This is a genomic window from Allobosea sp. P4_C6 (assembly GCF_056402015.1).
Map to the genome: position 1 here is coordinate 72,625 of NZ_JBFUIF010000005.1, position 19,782 is coordinate 92,406.

Below are 19,782 nucleotides of genomic sequence, written 5' to 3' on the forward strand. Positions count from 1 at the left end.
CGAAAGGCACAGTCGGGCCAGCGCTCGAATTCATGACGGTATCGGTTCTGGGTTCCGGGCTCAGGCCTGCGGCCTGCCCCGGAATGACGCCGTGGCTTCGTGCAAATTCAACGCAACCTAACCCGGCAGGCAGCCATCGGTGCCGGCGCCGCAGACGAGTGCGCAGACTTTCGTTCCGGCGGTGAGCGCGACTCGCCCGGACTGGAGCGCCGCCAGCGCCGCCGCGCCCGACAAATCTGCCGCGATGCCGAATTCGAACCAGAGCGACTTCGCCGCCTGCTCCATCTCGGCATCGGTCACCAGCACGATCTCGTCGACATTGCGGGCCGTCGCTTCATAGATCGCCTGATCGGTCTGGCGGCAGGACATGGTGGCAACGCGGGTCTCCAGCTTGTCCAGCGCGACGAGGCGGCCGGCGGCGAGGCAGGCATGCAGGGTCGGCGATCCCACCGGCTCGATGCCGATGATCCGCGTCTGCGGCCGCAGCGCCTTCACCGCCGTCGAGAGGCCGGTGATCAATCCGCCGCCGCCGATGGCGACGAGGACGACGTCGACATCGGGCATGTCGTCGAGGATGTCGAGGCCGAGCGTGCCTTGCCCGGCGACCACGACCGGGTCGCTGAAGGGATGAGCATAGGTCGCGCCGGTCTTGGCGGCATGGGTGAGCGCCGCGGCATTGGCGTCGTCCCAGATGTCGCCGACGATATGGACGTCGCCGCCCCAGTCGCGCAGCTTGGCGATCTTGTCGGGCGCGGCATTGGACGGCAGGAAGATGGTCGCGGGCACGCCGAGCACATGGGCCGAGCGGGCGATGGCGAGGCCGTGATTGCCGCCCGACGCCGTGACGACGCCGCGCGCCAGCTCGTCCTTCGACAGGGTCAGCAGCCGGTTCATCGCGCCGCGCGCCTTGAAGGAGCCGGCCGCCTGCAGCAGCTCGAGCTTCAGTGTCACGTCGCCGCCGAAATCGGTGCCGCGCGTCTTGGCATAGGGCAGCGTCGGGGTGCGGCGGATATGCGGCGCGATCCGCTGGCGGGCGGCGCGAATGTCGTCGAGCGCGATCATGACAGGGTTCCGCGATAGGGCGCCGCGACGATGAGGCAGCAATTGCCCGGCTTCACCCGCCCCGGCTGGCGCCGGCCGTAGAGGATGCCGTCGGCGGCGTAATGCAGCGTCTCGGGCGGGCGCGTCGGGTCCCAGGTGCAATGGATTCGCCCGGCCGGCTCGCCGGCGCTGACCTTGGCGCCGTTGGCGTGGAAGGGCTCGAAGATGCCGTCCGCCGTCGCATAGACGTAAGCCGAGATGCCGGGCAGTTCGAGGATCTGGCCATCGCCGCGCTTCGGCTCGGGCTTTTCGCGAACGACGACGCCGAGATGATCCAGCACATTGGCCACACCGCGCCGGCAGACTTGGAGCGCGTCGAGCGAGACCGTACCGCCGCCGGCCATCTCGGTGCCGACAGTGACGAGCCCGGCCCGGCAGGCGGCGGCGGTCGCGGTACGCGGCTCGCCGAGATTGCTGATGACGACGATCATCGGCGCATCGAAGGCCTGGACTGCGGCGACATTGCGCTTGTGCAGGGTGGGGTCGTCAGTCGGCTCGACGATGGCGCTCGGGATGATGTCCAGCGAGGAGCCGCCGGAATGCAGGTCGAGGAAGGCGTCGCCGATCGGCAGGATATGGTCGCTGACGAAGGCCGAGATCTGCTGGGTGATGGTGCCCCGCGGATCGCCGGGGAAGGTGCGGTTGAAGTTCAGCCCGTCGACCGGCGAGGTGCGCTGACCGGCGACGACGGCATGGACATTGTTCGCCGGCATCAGGATGAGGCGGCCCTGGACACGTCCGGGATCGAGATCGCGGATCAGGTCGCAGATCGTGATCGGCCCCTCATATTCGTCGCCATGGTTGCCGCCCTCCATGATCACGGTCGGGCCGGTGCCGTTCTTGATCACGGCGATGGGCACGCGCGTCACGCCCCAGGCATCGTCATGCGGCGAATGCGGGATCATGAGGAAGCCGGCCTGCTTGCCCTCCCTATCGAGATCGACGGTGAGGAAGGCGCTGGACGGGCGCGGAGTCGGCTTGGGGCGCGGGGAACTGGTCATTGCGGGCTCGATGAGACGTGGCTTGGAAGCCTCCCCGGAAAGGAGAGGAACGAGACAAGCCGTCATGCTCGGGCTTGACCCGAGCATCTCCGAGTGAGGCGCCGACCAGCGCCTTCTGGTCAGGAGATTCTCGGGTCTCCGCTACGCTTCGCCCGAGAATGACGGATGTCAGCTCGACTACAGGGTCGGCAGCGGGTCCATCGGCATGTCCAGATACTTCCGGTGGAGCCGGTCGAGCTCGCCGTTCATGGCGTTGAAGAAGATGAAGCCGTCGAGCCAGCGCACCAGATTATGCTGGTCCATCTGCACGCCCATATGGGCCGGGCTGCGGCGGATGACGAATTTGCGCTCGAACTCCTTGTTCGGGTTCTGCTTGGCGAGCGCCTGCGCCACGATCGAGTTGGTGGCGAGCAGATCGGCCTGGCCGGTGATGTAGGCGGCAGCGGCCGTCGCATCGTCCTCGGTGCGCATCAGGCTGGCCTTCGGCGCGGAGGCCGAGATGGCGAGCTCCTGCGTCGTGCCCTTGGCGGCGGCGACGCGGGCGGAGCCGATCGTCTCCGGGCTGCTCACCGTCGAATTCTTGGCGCCGTAGACCGCTAGGAAGGTGTTCGCGTAGGGCGCGGTGAACTGGATCTGCTTGGCGCGCTCGGGGGTCAGGCCCATCACCGAGATGACGATGTCGACCTTGTCGGTCAGCAGGAACGGGATGCGGTTGGCGCCGGTGATCTGCTGCATCTCGAGCTTCACGCCGAGGCCCTTGGCGACCATCTCGGCCATCTCGATGTCGAAGCCGATCGGCTTGCGGTCCGCATCCTGGGCGCCGAAGGGCGGCGCGTCGAGCGGCACACCGATGCGGACCACGCCCTTGGACAGGATGTCCTGGAGCTTGTCGGCCTTGGCCTCGGCGGCGCCGAAGGCGGCGACGGCCAGGGCGGCTAAACCTGCGAACAGTGAACGCATCGTCTTCTCCCCTCGTTGATGTCGGTTCTTGGTTCCGCCTCAGTGCAGGACAGCGCTGAGGAAGGTCTGGAGTTCCGGCGTCTTCGGCTCGGCCAACACGGCGGCCGCCGGTCCCTGCTCGTGGATGCGCCCCTCATGCATGAAGACGACGCGCGAGCCGAAGCGGCGGGCGAAGCCCATCTCGTGGGTCACGAGGATCATGGTCATGCCCTCCTGCGCGACGGATTCGAGGACCTTGAGCACCTCGCCGGTCAGCTCCGGATCGAGCGCCGAGGTGACCTCGTCAAACAGCATCAGCTTCGGCCGCATGGCGAGCGAACGGGCGATGGCGACGCGCTGCTGCTGGCCGCCGGAGAGCTGGGAGGGATAGGCGTCGAGCTTGTCCTCCAGCCCGACGCGGGCGAGCACCTCGCGCGCCACCTCGCGGGCGGCCTGCGGCGCCTGTTTCTTCACGACGCGCGGCGCGAGAGTGATGTTGTCGCAGACCGAGAGATGCGGGAACAGGTTGAAGCTCTGGAAGACGATGCCGACCTCCTGGCGCAGCTTGCGCAGATTGGTGTTGGGATCGTTGACCTGCGTGCCGTCGACGCGGATCACGCCGGCCTGCACCGCCTCCAGCCCGTTGATGCAGCGGAGCATGGTGCTCTTGCCCGAGCCCGAGCGGCCGATCACGGCGATGATCTCGCCCTTCGCGACGTCGAGCGTCACATCCTTCAGCACCTGGACGGCGCCGTAACTCTTGTTGATTCCGTGGATTTCAACGAGCGACATCGAGCTTCCGCTCGATCGAGCGGCTCCATTGCGTAAGAGGGAAGCACATCGCGAAATAGATCGCGGCGACGGTGATGTAGACCGCGAAGGGCTTGTAGGTGCCGGCAGCCGTGAGCTGGCCTTCCCGCGTCAGCTCAACGAAGCCGATCGTCGCGGCGAGCGAGGTGTTCTTGATGAGCTGCACAAGGAAGCCGACCGTCGGCGGGATGGCGACGCGGATCGATTGCGGCACGATGACGTGGCGCAGCTGTTCCCAGAGCGAGAGCCCGAGCGAGGCGCCGGCCTCCCACTGCGTCCTGGCGATCGAGACCAGCGCGCCGCGCCAGATCTCGCCGAGGAAGGCGCTGCCATAGACCGAGAAGGCGGTCGCGGCGGCGAGCCACGGATTGACCGAAATGCCGATGAGCGGCAGGCCGAAGAAGATGACGAAGAGCCAGACCAGCAGCGGCGTGCCCTGGACGATGTGGATATAGGCCGCCGCGAGCCAGCGCAGCGGCGCCACGGGCAGGATGCGCGCGATGGCGAGGACGATGCCGATCAGCGCGGCGCCGATGAAGGCCGTCGCGGTCAGGGCGAAGGTCCAGCGCGCCGCCGCTACCAGGTACATGACGTCGATGAGGCCGAATTCGCGGATCATCGCCTGACGAACGCCCAGTAATAGATGCCTGCGAACAGGCCGCGGAAGGCGAAGGCGAGCCCGAGATAGAGCACGCCGATGACGGTGTAGACCTCGAAATCGCGGAAGGTGCGCGACTGCACGATAGAGGCGGCGTGGAAGAGATCCTCGACCGAGATCTGCGAGACGACGCTGGTCGCCAGCATCAGCAGCACGAACTGGCTGGCGAGCGCCGGGAACATCGCCTTCAGCGCCGGGAACATCACGACGTAGCGGAAGACCTGCAGGCCGGAGAGCCCGAGCGAATGGCCGGCCTCGACTTGCGCCTTCGGGATCGCCTCCAGCCCGGCACGGACGATCTCGGTGGTGTAGGCGCCGAGATTGACGATGAGCGCGATGATCGCCGCGGTGAAGCCGTCGAGCCGCAAGCCGAAGCTGGGCAGGCCGAAGAAGATCAGGAAGAGTTGCACCAGCAGCGGCGTGTTGCGGATGACCTCGACATAGGTTCCGACGGCACGACGCAGCCTGGCCGGGCCATAGACGCGGGCCGCCGCGCAGGCGATGCCGATGACGAGGCCGCCGATCATAGCCGCCGCCGACAGAAGAAGCGTGATCCAGACGCCGTCCAGGATCGATTCCCACGCGGCGAAGACGTCGCGGAACTGCAGCCCGTATTTCATGCCCTGCCGCCTCGGGGGCGATTTCCGCTGCCGCCCCGGCGCGCGATATGATCCGGCAATCGCACCATCCGCCTCCCCTTTACGAGGAGGCTAGGTTCGTTTCTTATTTGATGTCAAGCTTCATATATGAAACAGGAAAGCATGAGCGACCTGCCGGACTCCGAGAGCGGAGATAAAAGCACCTACGCGGCTCCCGCCCTGGAGAAGGGACTCGACATCCTCGAGCTCCTCGCCGAGGCCGGCGAGCCCTTGTCGACGCGCGAGATCGCGGAGCGCCTGGCACGCTCGAAGAGCGAGATCTTCCGCATGGTCTTCGTGCTGCAGCAGCGCGGCTATCTTGCCCGCGAGGCCGGAACCGACCGCCTCGCCCTGTCGCGCCGGCTGTTCGATCTCGGCATCCGCACGCCGGGCGGGCGCCAGCTGACCTTGATCGTGCTGCCTCTGATGGAGCGCTTCAGCGAGGAAAGCGGACTGGCCGCGCATCTGGTCGTGCTGAGCCGGGCGCAGACCGTTGTGCTCGCGACCACCTCCGGCCATCTCGACGCCAGCGTGATCGTGCGGCCGGGCTATGGGCGGCCGGCGCTCGATGCCAATTCCGGCCTGCTCATCCTCGCCTTCCAGAGCGAGGTGCGGCGCCGGCAATTGATGAAGGAGGCCTCCGAGGCCGACCGGGACAGGCTGGAGAGCGAGGACACGCTCCGCACCTTCGCCGAGATCCGCGCCAGCGGCCATCGCGTCGCGCCCAGCCGCGACATCATGGCGGTGACCGACATCGCCTGCCCGGTGATCGGCCCGGGCGGCCATGCCGAAGCGGCGATCCTGGTGCCCTGCCTGCAGCGCCATGGCATCGCGACGGACGAGCAGGCGATCCTGCTGGCGCTGGAAGCCTCCTGCCGGGAGGCCGGTTCGCAGCTTTCGCTGTAGCGAGCCCTTTCGACCGCGGAAGACGCTGGCGCGCTAAGCCGCCAGCCCGCCATTCTCCTCGATGAAGCCGACGATCTCGTCGAGGCCGATGCGGCGGTTCATGTCGGTGAAGACGAAGGGCCGCTCGCCGCGCTGCTTCTGCGTATCCGAGCGCATCACATCGAGATTCGCGCCGACATAGGGAGCGAGGTCGATCTTGTTGATGATCAGCAGGTCCGAGCGGGTGATGCCCGGCCCGCCCTTGCGCGGGATCTTCTCGCCGCCGGCAACGTCGATGACGTAGAGCGTGAGGTCGGCGAGATCGGGCGAGAAGGTCGCGGCGAGGTTGTCGCCCCCGGATTCGATTAAGACCACGTCGAGATCGGGAAAGCGCCGGCGCATCTCGGCGATGGCGGCGAGGTTGATGGAGGCATCCTCGCGGATTGCGGTATGCGGGCAGCCCCCGGTCTCGACGCCGAGGATGCGCTCCTCCGGCAGGGCCTGCAGCCGGTTGAGGATCAGCTCGTCCTCCTTGGTGAAGATGTCGTTGGTCACGACAGCGACGGAATAGCGATCACGCATCGCCTTGCAGAGCTTCTCGGTCAGCGTCGTCTTGCCGACGCCGACCGGGCCGCCGATGCCGACGCGAAGCGGGCCATTGGAGGATTTCACGAGCGGAACACCCTGGAATACTGCGTTTCGTGGTTCATCGACATGATGTCGGCGAGGACCGTGCAGGAGCCGAGATCGTCGAGCGTCGAGCCGGCTGCACGCTGCGCGGTGCGCAGGATCACCGGTTCCAGCGCCGCGAGTGTCGCTAGACCGTCGCGCTGCCCGAGCGGGACCAGCCTGACGCAGGCCTGGATGAGGTTCGAGGCGAAGGCGTGGAGATAGGCGACCAGCGCATCCTCCAGCTTGACCTGATGGCGTGCCGCAGCCGCACCGACGGCGACCGGATAGGTGATCGCCCCCTCCCCATTCGTCGGCCGCTCGCCGCCCCAGGCCGCCATCGCATCGACGAAGGCGCCGCCCTGCAAAGTCGTCTCCATATGCCGCTCGCGCGAGCCCGCCATGGCCTCGGCAAGTTCGGCGACCTCCTCGATGCCGTCGCCGGCCGAGGTGCAGCGCCAGGCCTCGGCCAGCAGCACTGCATCGTTCCAGCCGGAACCACGATCGAGCAGCGCTTCCAGCCAGCCGGTCAGGCTGAGCCTGTCGCGGATCAGCCCGTCATGGATCGCGCGCTCAAGGCCGTGGCTATAGGCAAAGGAGCCGACCGGGAAGGCCGGCGACAGCCATGTCATCAATCGGGAGAGCGCGACCGGATCAGTCATGATGATGGTGGTGGTCGTGCGCGTGATCATGGTCGTGGTCGTGGTGATGACCATGGTCATGCCCGTGGGCATGATAGGCGCCGTGAACGGGCTGGAAACGCGCGACGACCTCGCCGACCGAGGCGCCCAACCCTTCCAGCATGGCGCGGATCACGTGGTCGCGCTGGATCAGGATGCGGTCCGCATCGATCTGCGCCGGCAGATGGCGGTTGCCGAGATGCCAGGCGAGATGGCGCAGCGGGCAGGCCCCGCCGGGCCTGACCTCGTAGAGCTCCTCCTCCGCCGCCGCGATCGCGACCGTGCGGCCATCATCCAGCACGAGCCGGTCGCCATCGGCGAAGAGCACGGGTTCAGGCAGATCGACCATGATCTTCTCGCCCTGATCGGTGGTGACGAGCTTGCGGCGCAGATGGCGCGCGGCATGGTCGAGCCGGATCGTGCCGGCGGGCTCGCCGCCACCGCCGTGGCTATGGGAAATGGCGCGGAGCATGATCGGCCTCAGAACAGGAAATAGCGCTGCGCCATCGGCAGCACGGTCGCGGGTTCGCAGGTCAGCAATTCGCCATCGGCGCGGACCTCATAGGTCTCGGGATCGACCTCCATATGCGGCGTCGCGTCGTTGAGGACCATCGAGGCCTTGGAGATGCCGCCGCGCGTGTTCTCGACCGCGAGCATCCCCTTGGCGACGCCGAGCTTTTCGCGCAGCCCGTTCGCGATCGCAGCCCCGCTGACGAAGGTCACCGACGACATGGCAGGCGCCCGGCCGAGCGCGCCGAACATCGGGCGGTAATGCATCGGCTGCGGCGTCGGGATCGAGGCATTGGGGTCGCCCATGGGAGCGGCCGCGATCATGCCGCCGACCAGCACCATTTCCGGCTTCACGCCGAAGAAGGCTGGGTTCCAGAGCACGAGATCGGCGCGCTTGCCGACTTCGATCGAGCCGACATGCCGGGACAGCCCCTGCGCGATGGCGGGGTTGATCGTGTATTTCGCGATGTAGCGGCGCACGCGCAGATTGTCGTTGTCGCCGGTCTCTCCGGGCAGGCGCCCGCGCTGCAACTTCATCTTGTGCGCGGTCTGCCATGTCCGGATCAGCACCTCGCCGACGCGGCCCATGGCCTGGCTGTCGGAGGAGATGATCGAGAAGGCGCCGATGTCGTGCAGGATGTCCTCGGCCGCGATCGTCTCCCTGCGAATGCGGCTCTCGGCGAAAGCGATGTCCTCGGGGATCGAGGGCGACAGGTGATGGCAGACCATCAGCATGTCCAGATGCTCGGCGATGGTGTTCAGCGTATAGGGCCGGGTCGGGTTAGTGGAGGACGGGATGACGTTCTTGAGCCCGCAGACCTTGATGATATCGGGCGCATGGCCGCCGCCCGCGCCCTCGGTGTGGAAGGCGTGGATGGTGCGGCCCTTGAAGGCCGCCACGGTATCCTCGACGAAGCCGCTCTCGTTCAGCGTGTCGGTGTGGATCATCACCTGGACGTCGTGATCGTCGGCGACCGCGAGGCAGTTGTCGATCGCGGCCGGCGTCGTGCCCCAATCCTCGTGGAGCTTCAGCGCGCAGGCGCCGCCCTCGATCATCTCGATCAGCGCGGCCGGCTTCGAGGCATTGCCCTTGCCGGAGAGGCCGAGATTGATGGGCACCGCGTCGAAGGACTGGATCATCCGGCCGAGATGCCAGGGGCCGGGCGTGCAGGTCGTCGCCAGCGTGCCATGGGCCGGGCCGGTGCCGCCGCCGAGCATGGTGGTGATGCCCGCCATCAGCGCTTCGTCGATCTGCTGCGGGCAGATGAAGTGGATGTGCGCATCGACGCCGCCGGCGGTGAGTATCTTGCCCTCGCCGGCGATCGCCTCGGTGCCCGGGCCGATGATGATGGTGACGCCGGGCTGGGTGTCCGGGTTGCCGGCCTTGCCGATGGCGACGATGACGCCGTCCCTCAACCCGACATCGGCCTTAACGATGCCCCAGTGATCGACGATCAGCGCATTGGTGATGACGGTATCGACCGCACCCTCGGCGCGGCTCGCCTGGCTCTGGCCCATGCCGTCGCGGATGACCTTGCCGCCGCCAAACTTCACCTCCTCGCCATAGATGGTGAAGTCCTTCTCGACCTCGATGATCAGGTCTGTATCGGCGAGGCGGACCCGGTCGCCGACCGTCGGTCCGTACATCTGCGCATAGGCGGCGTGGGAGAGCGTGGCCGGCATCAGAGTTTCCCCATCACCTTCTGCTGAAAGCCGTAGACGGCCCGCCCGCCGCCGAGCGGCACGAGGCGGACCTCGCGCTGCTGGCCGGGCTCGAAGCGCACGGCGGTGCCGGCGGCGATGTCGAGCCGCATGCCGCGCGCGGCGGCACGGTCGAAATCGAGCGCTGCGTTGGTCTCAAAGAAATGGTAGTGCGAGCCGACCTGGATCGGCCTGTCGCCGGTATTGGCGACGAGCAGGGTCACCTGCGCCGCCCCCTCGTTGAGGACGATGTCGCCGGCAGCGGGGAAGACCTCTCCGGGGATCATCGCGTCAGGCTCCCGCGACCAGCCAGAGGCCGCCAAGCGCGGTCAGGCCGCCGACGATGCGTGCCGCGATGCGCCCGCGGTGCGAAAGCGCATTGCCGGCAAAACCGACGCCGACGCCGACCGCATGCAGCAGCGCCGTCGCCAGCGCGAAGCCGGCCATGAAGGGCGCGCTGGTCGCCTCGCCCAGTTCGCCGCCATGGGCATAGCCGTGGAACAGCGCGAAGAAGCCGACCACCGCCATGCCGACCGGCGTGGGCACCTGCAGCGCGACGAGCGCGAGCATGCCGAGCACGACGACGGAGGCGGCGATCACCGGCTCCACGAAGGGCAGCCCGATGCCCGCCAGCGCCGCGGCGAAGCCGAGCATCATCGTGACGACGAAAGCGAGCGGGATCGCCCAGATGGCGCGCCCGCCGGCGAGGAACGCCCAGAGGCCAACGCCGACCATCGCCAGGATATGGTCCATGCCGAAGAGCGGATGCGAGAAGCCGGCGGCGAAGGAGCCATGCTCGGCCGGGTTGAGATGGGCGAAGGCCGGGCTCGCGGCACCAACGCTCAGGATCAGGGCGATCGACAGTCTCTTCATGGCAGCCTCTGTGTCGGGACGTCAGCGGATCGGTTCATGGACGGTGACGAGCTTGGTGCCGTCGGGAAAGGTCGCCTCGACCTGCACGTCGTGGATCATCTCGGCGACGCCTTCCATGACCTGCGCCCGGCCGACGACATGGGCGCCGGCCTCCATCAGCTCGGCGACGCTGCGGCCGTCGCGCGCGCCTTCCACGACGAAATCCGAGATGAGAGCGATCGCTTCGGGATGGTTCAGCTTGACGCCGCGCTCAAGCCTGCGGCGCGCCACCATGGCGGCCATCGAGATCAAGAGCTTGTCCTTCTCGCGCGGTGTCAGGTTCATGCCGTCATCCTAGAGTTTCCGGGCCTTGCTAGAGTTGCCAGACCTTGGGCAGCGAGCGGCCGCCCATCAGCAGGGTCAGCAGCGGCTCCAGCCGCCGCCGCAGAGCGAGCCCGGTCTCCTCGACCAGCCGCGCCAGGAACTTGCCGTTCCACGCGCTGGCGCCGCCGGCTGGTCCAATGATGGATCGGGCCAACTCAAGAAAGCGCTCGGGCGCGGCCCCAGTGAACAGCACCGTCGCCATGGCGCGCCGGCCGGCCATAACCGCCTGCGGCGCCATGCGCGCGGCGATATCACCCTCGAAACGCAGATCGTCGGCGAAGATCAGCCGGCCGTTGCGACGCACCCGCCAGCGATCATGCAGAAGCCCGCTGCGCAGCGTCTCGCCCATCGCCATCCGGCCGAAGAGCACGGCCTCGACAGCAACCAGTTCGGCATCGCCCTCGAGATCGGCGTCGAGCCGGCGCGAGAGGCGGCCGCCATCGAACAGGATCGTCTCCTGCGGCAGCCAGGCGAGCCGCGCGCCGGCCGAGACGCGCAGATGATTGTTGAGCGTCGCATCCGGCCCCGTCGAGCGATAGACACGCTCGCAGGCCTGCGTGGTCACGCAAGCCGCGGTATTCGCGCCGAGATTCACATCGGTGGCCAGGCGGTCGCCGCCCGTCAGGCCGCCTGCGGTGTTGATGAGGATCGCCTGCGGATCGTCGACGCCCAGCGTCTTGGGCAAGCGTATCTTGGCGCAGCCATCCTGGAAGAGACGTTCGAGACGCGTCGTCCCATCCAGCGACCGAAAACTCACGCCGGCATGGCCGACAGCACGCTGCATCCGTGGCGGTCCGGCGCCCTGCATCGCCGCACTATCGGCAGCCAACAGCATCTTCAACGCCGCTTCCGCTTCGGGACGAAGGCCTCAGCTTCGACTCCTGCCGCACCGATGCCCAGCGTCAGGCGGATCGCAAGCCGCACAGCTCTTCCCCCATCGCGATCCCGCCAAGCCACACGCACGCCGCATTCCCCTCTGCTGCCGAAAAAAGACGCAAGTGATATGCCAGCCGGGAGAGCTCAATGTCATTGCGATCAGAGTGGCTCGTCCGCGGCAAAGGATTGATCGGCCCGCGCCGGCTGGCGGGCGCGTTTGCACTGCGCTTCAGTGCCATCACCTGCATTCAAAAGCGGCAGGAGGCACCGACCATTCGGTCCTCAGCGGGCCGAGGCCATCGATGACGCCATCCAAGAAACTGATTTGCACAATAAAGCGGCATCAATCGCCCGCTTTGCGAGCCAAACCCTCAGGGGTGCTCAACCGATCATCACCGCCAAGGCGCGCCGGCCTCGTTCAGTCCGAACGCCTCTGTCGGCACGGCGCTTCCCGGTCTATGCCCGTAGCAGACGAGGCGATTCCCATCGGAGCGCCTATCGTCGCAATATCCCGAGCGCCTTCCGCAGCGCCGGAGACGAGGAGATCACCATGGAGATCATGCGCGCCGGCTCCCGGCCGTCCGGGAAGGGACCGGCCGACTGGTTCACCGGATCGGTCCGGATCGACCCGCTCTTCAATCCGCATGCGCCAGAGCGCGTGCAGGGCGCCAGCGTCACCTTCGAGCCCGGCGCGCGGACGGCCTGGCACACCCACCCGCTCGGCCAGACGCTGGTCGTAGTCAGCGGTGCCGGCCGGGTGCAGCGCTGGGGCGGGCCGATCGAGGAGATTCGACCGGGCGACGTGGTCTGGTTTCCGCCCGGCGAAAAGCACTGGCATGGCGCGGCGCCGGCAACGGGCATGACCCATATCGCCATTCAGGAAGCCGAGAACGGCAAGGTCGTCGAATGGTTGGAGCAGGTCTCGGACGCCCAGTACGGCGGCTGATCGCCGCCCAATCGAGCCAGCCTGACTAGGTCCTACCGCGAACGGGACGATGACGCCTCAGCCTTCCACCCTTTTGCGCGAGCCGCGCCATGCCCTCGTCGAGGCTCCGACGCCGCTCCAGAGGCTGCGCCGTTTCGAGGAGAAGCTCGGCCGGCCCGGCGTCTACATCAAGCGCGACGACCTGATGGAGATCGCGCTCGGCGGCAACAAGCTGCGGAGCCTCGAATACTGGCTGGGCGCTGCGCTGCGCGAGAAGGCCGATATCCTTCTGGTCGGAGGCGGTGCGACCTCCAATCTCTGCCGCCTCACGGCCGCGGCTGCCTCGCTCGTCGGTCTCGACTGCATCGTCCTGCACAATGCGCCGGATACGCCGGAGAATCGCGAGCGCTCCTTCCTGAACCGACTGTTCGGCGCCGAGCTGCGCTTTATCGGAGCGGTCGATGAAAGCCAGCGCAACGCAGCGCTCGCCGAAGCGGCGGCGGAACTCGTGCGTCAGGGGCGGAAGCCCTACATCGTTGGCGACCCCGTGCTCGGCGCGATGGGCTATGTCCGGGCCGCCTTCGAACTGCATGAACAGTCGCAGCGGGAAGAGGCACCGATCCGGCACGTCTTTCTCGCGGGCTCGATGGGGCCGACAGAGGCCGGCTTCATCTTCGGCAATGCCCTGCTCGGGCATCCCTTCCAGGTCCATCTCGTCAGCGTCGAATACGAGCGAGCGGAGCTGGAGGAGCATGTCCGGCGCATCTATGAGGGCCTGCGCGACCGGACGGGGCTCGATGTCGCGCCTCTCGATGCGGCGCCGCCGCAGTATCACATGGAGCATCTCGGCGGCGGCTGGGGCGTGCCGACACCGGCCTCGGAAGCCGCCATCCTGGCCTTCGCCCGCACCGAGGGCATCCTCATCGAGCATGTCTATACGGCGAAGACCTGTGCCGGCTTCGTCGAGGYGCTCACCGAGGGCCGGATCGCCGTCGGCGAGCCGGCCTGCGTGATCCATACCGGCGGCACCGCCGCATTGTTCTCGCAGTTCGGATCGTTCAGGACGGTGACGTAGCGTCTGCCCGCTTGACGCGCCTCGGCGCCGCCCTATGGTGCCGGTCGATCGAGGTTCTCCGGGTCGCACCCCGGAGCTAAGAGGGAATTCGGTGAGGCGCCTTTCGCCGAAGCCGAGGCTGCCCCCGCAACTGTAAGCGGCGAGCCTTCCGTCCATCGTCCACTGGTGCCCCGCGCACTGGGAAGGCCGGGCGGATCAGGCGTCGACCCGCGAGCCAGGAGACCTGCCGCGATCGCGAGACGTCTTTCGGGCGGGGTGTTCCGGAGGGATGCGCGTCGGCGGCGTCCCCAGACCCCGCATCCGGCCGTATCCGCCCAGACTCCCCGCGCTCATTCGGGGAGCGATGAAATCCATGTCCACGATATCCGCTGATGCCGCCGCGCAGGCCGCACGTCACTTGACGCGCCCGCGTCGCGCGACCTATGAGAAATGCAACATTGTTACACTTGATGTCCGTTGCGCCGGGGCCTCGCTGCTCCGCTGCCGTGACGCCCTCTCCAAGCCGGTCCCGTTCATGCGTCGTGCCTTCCAGTTCGTTCCCGCCTTGCTCGCCGTGGCGGCCGGCGGCGTCCTCTTCACTGCCGGCGCCTCGGCAGCTCCGACGCAATATCCGCTGACGCTGGAGAACTGCCGGGAGACGATCACCTTCGCCGCCCCGCCCAAGCGCGTCGTCGCGCTCGGCCAGACTCAGACGGAAATCCTTTATGCGCTCGGCCTCGGCGACCGTGTCGTCGGCACCGCCGTCTGGTTCTCTCGGTCGCCAAGCCCTATGAGCCCGTCAACGCCAAGGTGAAGCGCCTCGCCGACAACGATCCGAGCTTCGAGGCCGTCGTCGGGCAGGAACCCGACCTCGTCACCGCGATGTTCGAATGGCATCTCGGGCCGAACGGCATCGTCGGCAAGCGCGACCAGTTCCACAAGGTGAAGGTGCCGACCTATGTCTCGCCGACCGATTGCGTCGGCAAGGACAATTCCGGCCCCGGCGACGGCGTGCGGACGCAGATGTTCTCGATGGAGCTCGTCTATCGCAACATCCGCGAGTTCGGGCAGATCTTCGACGTTTCCGACCGCGCCGAGAAGCTCGTCGCCGAGCTCAAGGCGCGCGAGGACAAGGCCGTCGAGCAGGTCGCAAAGCTGAAGGCGCAGGACGTGCCCGTGGTCGTCTGGTTCTCCAGCAAGGACATCAAGGGCGACGGCTTCATGGCCGGCAAGAACGGCGTGCCGGCCTATATCCTGTCGCAGCTCGGGGCGCGCAACATCATCACCACCAACGAGGAATGGCCGCTGGTGGGCTGGGAGAGCATCGCCGCCGCCAACCCGGCCGTGATCGTCACGGTCAGGATGGACCGCCGCCGCTTCCCGGCCGACGATATCGAGAAGAAGCTCGAATTCCTGAAGACGGATGCCGTCGCCAGCAAGCTCGACGCGGTGAAGAACAACCGCGTCGTCATCATCGACGTCGGGGCCACTCGCGCCGGGCTCGATACGGTCGATGGCATCGAGACGCTCGCCAAGGCGATCGCGAGCTTCGGCATCGCCCCTTGAGCCACGCCGCCCACGGTCCGAACTGGCCGGCGCGGATCGGTCTCGCGCTGCTGTCGCTGCTGGCACTCACCTTGTCGGTGGCGCTGGCGGTGACGATCGGCGAGATGGCGATCCCGTTTCAGGTCGCCGTCAAGGCGCTCGGCAACGGGCTGTTCGACCTCGACCTGCCGGTCAGCGCGATCCAGCAGGGCGTCATATTCGACTACCGCCTGAGCCGGGCCTTGATGGCCGGCCTGTGCGGCGGGGCGCTCGCGCTTTCCGGCGCAATCCTGCAGGCGCTGCTGCGCAATCCGCTGGCCGAACCCTATATCCTCGGCATCTCCGCCGGCGCCTCGACCGGCGCCGTCGCGGTGCTGATCCTCGGCATCGGCATCGGCGGCGTGGCGATCAGCCTGTCGACGGGCGCCTTCATCGGCGCCTGCGCGGCGCTGGCAGTCGTCGCGCTGCTCGCGACCGGAGCGGGTGGCGCCAGCGACCGCGTCATCCTGGCCGGCGTCGCGACCTCGCAACTCTTCAACGCCGCGACGGCAACCATCGTGATGACACTCGCCAGCGCCGAGCAGGCGCGTGGCGTCATGTTCTGGCTGCTCGGCAATTTCGGCGGCGTGCGCTGGCCGGATCTGTGGATCGCGACGCCGGTCGCCCTGCTCGGCTTCGGCGTCTGCATGCTGCACGCCAAGGCGCTCGACGCCTTCGCCTTCGGCGTCGACGCCGCCGCCTCGCTCGGCATCGCGGTTCTGCGCGTGCGGATCGTGCTGTTCGCGACGACGGCGGTGATGACCGCCGCCATGGTCAGCATCGTCGGCACGGTCGGTTTCGTCGGCCTCGTCATCCCGCACGCCGCGCGTTTCCTCGTCGGCTCTGGCCATGCCCGCCTGCTGCCGGCCTGCCTCGTGATCGGCGCGGTCTTCATGATCCTCGCCGACATCCTCTCGCGCGTGTTGGTACCGCAGCAGATCCTGCCGATCGGCGTCGTCACCGCCCTGTTCGGGGCGCCGGCCTTCGCGCTGATCCTCTATCGCGCCAGGAGACCTGAGTGAGGAAGCCGGCATGACGCTCGCGACGCAGGACGTGCGCTGGAGCGCGGCCGGACGGATGATCGTCGACGGCGTGACGCTCGCGGCGGCGCCGGGGCGCATCCTCGGCCTGATCGGCCCCAACGGCTCCGGCAAGTCGAGCCTGCTCAGGCTGCTCTGCCGATTGCGCAAGGTGGCGAGCGGCGTGGTGACGCTCGACGAGCGCGACATCGCCCGGGTGCCGCGCCGCGAACTGGCACAGCGGCTCGCCTTCGTCGAACAGCAGGCCACGACCGAGATCCAGCTCTCCGTCTGCGAGGTCGTCCGCCTCGGCCGCACGCCGCATCGCGCCGCGCTCGCCTCGTGGAGCGCCGCCGACGAGGCAGCCGTCACCGAAGCGCTGGTGCGGGTGGGCCTCGAAGACCGGCATGATCAGCCCTGGCACACGCTCTCGGGCGGAGAGCGCCAGCGCGTCCATATCGCGCGGGCGCTGGCGCAGGAGCCGAGCGAGCTGATCCTCGACGAGCCGACCAATCATCTCGACATCCAGCATCAGCTCTCGATCCTGACGCTGATCCGGCGGCTCGGCATCACCTGCATCGTCGCGCTGCACGACCTCAACCTCGCCGCCCTGTTCTGCGACGAGATCGCGCTGCTGCATCATGGCCGGTTGCTGGCGGCGGGCACGCCGGAAGCCGTGCTGACGGAAGAGACCATCCGGACCGTGTTCGGCGTGGCCGTGGCGATCAAGCCCGGCCATGCCGGGCGCCGGCATATCGAATACCTGGTCGACCTCGATCGGGACCAGCCGGGAGTGTGACTGGGCGTGTGCTGGAGCGTGCTTATCCAGCTCGGAACCACGCCATCATCCCGGACGGAGCGAAGCACAGATCCGGGATGACATGTATTTCTAGCAATAAGCGCCAGGTTCAGCGGCCGGAATTCAGCGCCTCTTCGGCGTAGCGGGCGACCAGGCGCTTCTGGATATCCGTCTCGGGGCCCGAGCCGGCGGCAGTGATCGCGCTGATCGCCGCATCTCCGCTCAGGCCGAGCGCGACCAGGATGCAGGTCGCGACCATGCCCGTCCGCCCGATGCCGGCTGCACAATGCAGGAACAGCGCCCTCCCCGCCTTCAGGTCGCGTGCAGCCTCTTGCGCGAGGGTCTTCAAGCCGCCGCCATCCTCGGGAACGCCGAAATCGCCGATCGGAAAGCTTGTGACGGGGATGCCGAGATCGTCCTGCCGCGCGGCATAGTCCGGCGACTTCAGCCGGATTTCGTCCGATGGCGTCAGGCAGATCACGCGGGCGATCCCCTGCCGCTGCAGATCTGCCAGATCGTCCGCCAGCGACCGCAAACGGCCCGGCATCGGTCCGAGCCAGAGCTTGCCGGCGATTTCAGCGGGTAAATCGACGCGTCGCATGAAGCCCGAACCGGCGCTGCTCATTGGATCTCTCCTGTGACGTTCAGGCGATCAACCCCTTCGCCTGAACGGCCATGACACGCTCCTCATTGGCCGGAATGACGAGAACCTTGAAGTTCCCGAGGAAAGCAAGGCGCTCGAGGATGGCGTACCGGACCGGCGCGGCATGCTCGCCGATGCCGCCGGTGAAGACGAAGCCGTCGATGCCGCCCATGGCAGCGGCCATCGCGGCGCCGAATTGCGCGACCTTCAGCGCGAAATAGTCGAGCGCGAAACGCGCCTGCGGATCGTCGCTCGCGAGCAGCGTCTCGACATCGTTGCTCAAGCCGGAAAGACCGAGCAGGCCCGACTGCTCGTAGAGGGCGTTCGAGACCTCTTCCGCGCTCATCCCGAGGCTCTGGAACATGTAGAGCACGGCGCCGGCATCGAGCGCGCCACTTCGGGTGCCCATGGGCAAGCCGTCGAGCGCGGTCATGCCCATGGTCGTGTCGATGCTGCGGCCACCCCGGATGGCGCAAAGGCTCGCGCCATTGCCGAGATGGGCGGCGACGATGCGCCCGGCGTGGAGATCGGGATGCTGCTCGGCCAGAACCATCTCCAGCCATTGATACGACAGGCCGTGGAAGCCGTAGCGGCGGATGCCCTTGTCGCGCAGCCCCTGTTCGAGCGCGAAATTATGGGTGAGCGGATCGTGCCCGGCATGGAAAGCGGTGTCGAAGCAGGCGATGTTGGGCACGTCGCCCATCAGGCGCTGCGCAGCCGCTACCGCAGCGAGATTGTGCGGCTGATGCAGCGGCGCCAGCGGCGAGAGCGCCTCCAGCGCAGCGAAGACAGCCGGCGTCACCACGACCGGCTCGGCATAGTTCTCGCCACCATGGACGATGCGATGGGCGACGGCCTGCATCCGCCAGCCATCGTCATGCCGGTCGACGAAAGCGAGGACGGCGGAGAGCGCGGTGTCATGGTCGCAGGCCTGCGGCAACGCGATGCGCTCGCGCCTGCCGTCGGCAAGGCTTGCATCCATCGCGGGCTCGGCTTCGCCGAGGCGCACCGCCTTGCCGCGGGCGAGCACGCCGAGGTCGTCGCTGCGGAAGACCTGGAATTTGAGGCTGGAAGACCCGGCGTTGAGGACGAGGATCGTATCGATCACTTGATCCGCCCCGTGCGGCGCGCATCGGCCAGGAGCACGGCCAGAACGCAGGAGAGCAGCCGCGCACGCAGATTGTCGGCCCGGCTGGTCAGGATGATCGGCACGCGCGCGCCGAGCACGATCCCGGCGGCATCGGCGCCGCTCAGGAAGGTGAGCTGCTTGGCCAGCATGTTGCCGGCCTCTATCTCGGGCACGAGAAGGATGTCGGCATGGCCGGCAACGGCGGAGACGATGCCCTTTTCCTTCGCCGCCGCGGCGCTGATCGCATTGTCGAAAGCGAGCGGCCCGTCGACGATGGCATCGGTGATCTGGCCGCGCTCGGCCATCTTCGAGAGCGCAGCGGCATCGAGCGTCGCCGGCATGTGGGGGTTGACGGTCTCGACCGCCGCGAGGACGGCGACTTTCGGCAGATCGTCGAGGCCGCCCAGAGCGACATGCCAGAGATTGACGGCATTCTGGACGATGTCGGCCTTGGTAGCGAGATCCGGCGAGATGTTGACCGCCGCATCGGTGATGATGAAGGGCTTGGGATAGCTCTCGATATGCATCACGAAGGCATGGGAAATGCGCCGCTCGGTCCGCAACCCGGAATCGGCCCGTACGACGGCACCCAGAAGCTCGTCGGTATGCAGCGAGCCCTTCATCAGCGCGCCGAGCTCGCCGCCCGCCGCCAGTGCGACGGCCTTCGCCGCGGCCTCGTGACTATGCTCGGTGTCGACGAGCTCCCAGGGCGAGATGTCGATGCCGGCCTCCCGCGCGGCAGCGTGGATGCGGGCGGCCGGGCCGATCAGGACCGGTTCGATCAACGCCTCGCCGGCCGCATCGGCCACCGCTTCGATCACATTGGCCTTGACGGGATGGACCACGCCCGTGCGCACCGCCGGGAGATCCTGGCACCGACCGAGCGCGAGCTGGAGATATTCGGAAGCGGACAGCGTCTTCATGG

22 protein-coding genes, 1 pseudogene and 1 riboswitch are annotated in these 19,782 nt (G+C 67.6%); of the genes and pseudogenes, 6 read left to right on the plus strand and 17 right to left on the minus strand.

Going from position 1 to position 19,782, the window contains the following annotated elements:
* Positions 1-117: 117 nt before the first annotated feature.
* The 6 genes from AC1DVA_RS05145 to AC1DVA_RS05170 form a co-directional block, all read right to left on the minus strand.
* Complete coding sequence (locus AC1DVA_RS05145; RefSeq protein ID WP_476805206.1) at positions 118-1,062, minus strand: threonine ammonia-lyase; 945 nt, start codon at positions 1,060-1,062, stop codon at positions 118-120.
* Positions 1,059-2,102 (minus strand): succinylglutamate desuccinylase/aspartoacylase family protein, encoded by a 1,044-nt coding sequence (locus tag AC1DVA_RS05150; RefSeq protein ID WP_476805207.1) that lies wholly within the window; start codon positions 2,100-2,102, stop codon positions 1,059-1,061. The genes AC1DVA_RS05145 and AC1DVA_RS05150 overlap by 4 nt, the downstream gene beginning before the upstream one ends.
* 177 nt (positions 2,103-2,279) lie before the next feature.
* Positions 2,280-3,062 carry a transporter substrate-binding domain-containing protein gene (locus AC1DVA_RS05155; RefSeq protein WP_476805208.1) on the minus strand — a complete coding sequence of 261 codons (783 nt, stop codon included), beginning with the start codon at positions 3,060-3,062 and terminating at the stop codon, positions 2,280-2,282.
* 39 nt (positions 3,063-3,101) lie between these two features.
* A complete protein-coding gene (locus tag AC1DVA_RS05160; protein ID WP_476805209.1) occupies positions 3,102-3,833 on the minus strand; it encodes an amino acid ABC transporter ATP-binding protein in 732 nt (243 codons plus the stop codon).
* Complete coding sequence (locus AC1DVA_RS05165) at positions 3,820-4,467, minus strand: amino acid ABC transporter permease (protein ID WP_476805291.1); 648 nt, start codon at positions 4,465-4,467, stop codon at positions 3,820-3,822. Before AC1DVA_RS05165 ends, AC1DVA_RS05160 begins: the two co-directional genes overlap by 14 nt.
* Entirely contained in the window at positions 4,467-5,129 is a 663-nt protein-coding gene (locus AC1DVA_RS05170) for an amino acid ABC transporter permease (protein WP_476805210.1), read from the minus strand. The genes AC1DVA_RS05165 and AC1DVA_RS05170 overlap by 1 nt, the downstream gene beginning before the upstream one ends.
* A 141-nt stretch (positions 5,130-5,270) precedes the next feature.
* Between AC1DVA_RS05170 and AC1DVA_RS05175 the strand changes: the two genes are divergently transcribed.
* Positions 5,271-6,053 carry an IclR family transcriptional regulator gene (locus AC1DVA_RS05175; RefSeq protein WP_476805211.1) on the plus strand — a complete coding sequence of 261 codons (783 nt, stop codon included), beginning with the start codon at positions 5,271-5,273 and terminating at the stop codon, positions 6,051-6,053.
* A gap of 33 nt (positions 6,054-6,086) precedes the next feature.
* On the opposite strand, the gene ureG is transcribed toward AC1DVA_RS05175, so the two are convergent.
* The 8 genes from ureG to AC1DVA_RS05215 are packed head-to-tail and all read right to left on the minus strand — an operon-like array spanning position 6,087 to position 11,663.
* Positions 6,087-6,704, minus strand: a complete 618-nt coding sequence (gene ureG / locus AC1DVA_RS05180) for an urease accessory protein UreG (protein ID WP_476805212.1) — start codon at positions 6,702-6,704, stop codon at positions 6,087-6,089.
* Positions 6,701-7,423: an urease accessory protein UreF gene (locus AC1DVA_RS05185; RefSeq protein WP_476805292.1), complete on the minus strand. Its 723-nt coding sequence runs from the start codon at positions 7,421-7,423 to the stop codon at positions 6,701-6,703. The genes ureG and AC1DVA_RS05185 overlap by 4 nt, the downstream gene beginning before the upstream one ends.
* Positions 7,356-7,853: an urease accessory protein UreE gene (locus AC1DVA_RS05190; protein ID WP_476805213.1), complete on the minus strand. Its 498-nt coding sequence runs from the start codon at positions 7,851-7,853 to the stop codon at positions 7,356-7,358. Before AC1DVA_RS05190 ends, AC1DVA_RS05185 begins: the two co-directional genes overlap by 68 nt.
* A gap of 8 nt (positions 7,854-7,861) precedes the next feature.
* Positions 7,862-9,574: an urease subunit alpha gene (gene ureC / locus AC1DVA_RS05195; protein ID WP_476805214.1), complete on the minus strand. Its 1,713-nt coding sequence runs from the start codon at positions 9,572-9,574 to the stop codon at positions 7,862-7,864.
* Complete coding sequence (locus AC1DVA_RS05200; protein ID WP_265051534.1) at positions 9,574-9,879, minus strand: urease subunit beta; 306 nt, start codon at positions 9,877-9,879, stop codon at positions 9,574-9,576. Before AC1DVA_RS05200 ends, ureC begins: the two co-directional genes overlap by 1 nt.
* Before the next feature lie 4 nt (positions 9,880-9,883).
* Positions 9,884-10,465 (minus strand): HupE/UreJ family protein, encoded by a 582-nt coding sequence (locus AC1DVA_RS05205; RefSeq protein WP_476805215.1) that lies wholly within the window; start codon positions 10,463-10,465, stop codon positions 9,884-9,886.
* Positions 10,466-10,486: 21 nt separating this feature from the next.
* Entirely contained in the window at positions 10,487-10,789 is a 303-nt protein-coding gene (locus tag AC1DVA_RS05210) for an urease subunit gamma (protein ID WP_265051532.1), read from the minus strand.
* 28 nt (positions 10,790-10,817) lie between these two features.
* Positions 10,818-11,663, minus strand: a complete 846-nt coding sequence (locus AC1DVA_RS05215) for an urease accessory protein UreD (RefSeq protein WP_476805293.1) — start codon at positions 11,661-11,663, stop codon at positions 10,818-10,820.
* Positions 11,664-12,254: 591 nt separating this feature from the next.
* On the opposite strand from AC1DVA_RS05215, the gene AC1DVA_RS05220 reads away from it, so the two are divergent.
* From AC1DVA_RS05220 to AC1DVA_RS05240, 5 genes and pseudogenes are all read left to right on the plus strand, one after another.
* Entirely contained in the window at positions 12,255-12,650 is a 396-nt protein-coding gene (locus AC1DVA_RS05220; protein ID WP_265051530.1) for a (R)-mandelonitrile lyase, read from the plus strand.
* Positions 12,651-12,699: 49 nt separating this feature from the next.
* Entirely contained in the window at positions 12,700-13,704 is a 1,005-nt protein-coding gene (locus AC1DVA_RS05225; protein WP_476805216.1) for a 1-aminocyclopropane-1-carboxylate deaminase/D-cysteine desulfhydrase, read from the plus strand.
* Positions 13,705-13,738: 34 nt separating this feature from the next.
* Positions 13,739-13,949, plus strand: a riboswitch (cobalamin riboswitch).
* Between the two features lie 269 nt (positions 13,950-14,218).
* Positions 14,219-15,249, plus strand: a pseudogene (locus tag AC1DVA_RS05230) (ABC transporter substrate-binding protein).
* The gene (locus AC1DVA_RS05235) at positions 15,246-16,289 is read left to right on the plus strand and encodes a FecCD family ABC transporter permease (RefSeq protein ID WP_476805217.1); all 1,044 of its coding nucleotides are present in this window, start codon (positions 15,246-15,248) and stop codon (positions 16,287-16,289) included. The pseudogene AC1DVA_RS05230 and the gene AC1DVA_RS05235 overlap by 4 nt, the downstream one beginning before the upstream one ends.
* A 10-nt stretch (positions 16,290-16,299) precedes the next feature.
* Positions 16,300-17,085, plus strand: coding sequence for an ABC transporter ATP-binding protein (locus AC1DVA_RS05240; protein WP_476805218.1), 786 nt, complete (start codon positions 16,300-16,302; stop codon positions 17,083-17,085).
* Positions 17,086-17,194: 109 nt separating this feature from the next.
* On the opposite strand, the gene AC1DVA_RS05245 is transcribed toward AC1DVA_RS05240, so the two are convergent.
* From AC1DVA_RS05245 to AC1DVA_RS05255, 3 genes are read right to left on the minus strand one after another with little or no spacing between them, the layout of a single operon-like run.
* A complete protein-coding gene (locus AC1DVA_RS05245; RefSeq protein WP_476805219.1) occupies positions 17,195-17,710 on the minus strand; it encodes a protein-tyrosine phosphatase family protein in 516 nt (171 codons plus the stop codon).
* Positions 17,711-17,729: 19 nt separating this feature from the next.
* Positions 17,730-18,836, minus strand: coding sequence for an acetate/propionate family kinase (locus tag AC1DVA_RS05250; RefSeq protein WP_476805220.1), 1,107 nt, complete (start codon positions 18,834-18,836; stop codon positions 17,730-17,732).
* Positions 18,833-19,780: a bifunctional enoyl-CoA hydratase/phosphate acetyltransferase gene (locus AC1DVA_RS05255; RefSeq protein ID WP_476805221.1), complete on the minus strand. Its 948-nt coding sequence runs from the start codon at positions 19,778-19,780 to the stop codon at positions 18,833-18,835. The genes AC1DVA_RS05250 and AC1DVA_RS05255 overlap by 4 nt, the downstream gene beginning before the upstream one ends.
* Positions 19,781-19,782: the final 2 nt, after the last annotated feature.

Coding starts and splice junctions, on each gene's coding strand:
- ureC (WP_476805214.1), bottom strand. CDS start 9,574: ATGCCGGCCACGCTCTCCCACGCCGCCTATGCGCAGATGTACGGACCG.
- AC1DVA_RS05160 (WP_476805209.1), bottom strand. CDS start 3,833: ATGTCGCTCGTTGAAATCCACGGAATCAACAAGAGTTACGGCGCCGTC.
- AC1DVA_RS05255 (WP_476805221.1), bottom strand. CDS start 19,780: ATGAAGACGCTGTCCGCTTCCGAATATCTCCAGCTCGCGCTCGGTCGG.
- AC1DVA_RS05210 (WP_265051532.1), bottom strand. CDS start 10,789: ATGAACCTGACACCGCGCGAGAAGGACAAGCTCTTGATCTCGATGGCC.
- AC1DVA_RS05240 (WP_476805218.1), top strand. CDS start 16,300: ATGACGCTCGCGACGCAGGACGTGCGCTGGAGCGCGGCCGGACGGATG.
- AC1DVA_RS05190 (WP_476805213.1), bottom strand. CDS start 7,853: ATGCTCCGCGCCATTTCCCATAGCCACGGCGGTGGCGGCGAGCCCGCC.
- AC1DVA_RS05185 (WP_476805292.1), bottom strand. CDS start 7,423: ATGACCATGGTCATCACCACGACCACGACCATGATCACGCGCACGACC.
- AC1DVA_RS05215 (WP_476805293.1), bottom strand. CDS start 11,663: ATGCTGTTGGCTGCCGATAGTGCGGCGATGCAGGGCGCCGGACCGCCA.
- AC1DVA_RS05145 (WP_476805206.1), bottom strand. CDS start 1,062: ATGATCGCGCTCGACGACATTCGCGCCGCCCGCCAGCGGATCGCGCCG.
- AC1DVA_RS05155 (WP_476805208.1), bottom strand. CDS start 3,062: ATGCGTTCACTGTTCGCAGGTTTAGCCGCCCTGGCCGTCGCCGCCTTC.
- AC1DVA_RS05220 (WP_265051530.1), top strand. CDS start 12,255: ATGGAGATCATGCGCGCCGGCTCCCGGCCGTCCGGGAAGGGACCGGCC.
- AC1DVA_RS05170 (WP_476805210.1), bottom strand. CDS start 5,129: ATGAAATACGGGCTGCAGTTCCGCGACGTCTTCGCCGCGTGGGAATCG.
- AC1DVA_RS05200 (WP_265051534.1), bottom strand. CDS start 9,879: ATGATCCCCGGAGAGGTCTTCCCCGCTGCCGGCGACATCGTCCTCAAC.
- AC1DVA_RS05150 (WP_476805207.1), bottom strand. CDS start 2,102: ATGACCAGTTCCCCGCGCCCCAAGCCGACTCCGCGCCCGTCCAGCGCC.
- AC1DVA_RS05205 (WP_476805215.1), bottom strand. CDS start 10,465: ATGAAGAGACTGTCGATCGCCCTGATCCTGAGCGTTGGTGCCGCGAGC.
- AC1DVA_RS05245 (WP_476805219.1), bottom strand. CDS start 17,710: ATGAGCAGCGCCGGTTCGGGCTTCATGCGACGCGTCGATTTACCCGCT.
- AC1DVA_RS05175 (WP_476805211.1), top strand. CDS start 5,271: ATGAGCGACCTGCCGGACTCCGAGAGCGGAGATAAAAGCACCTACGCG.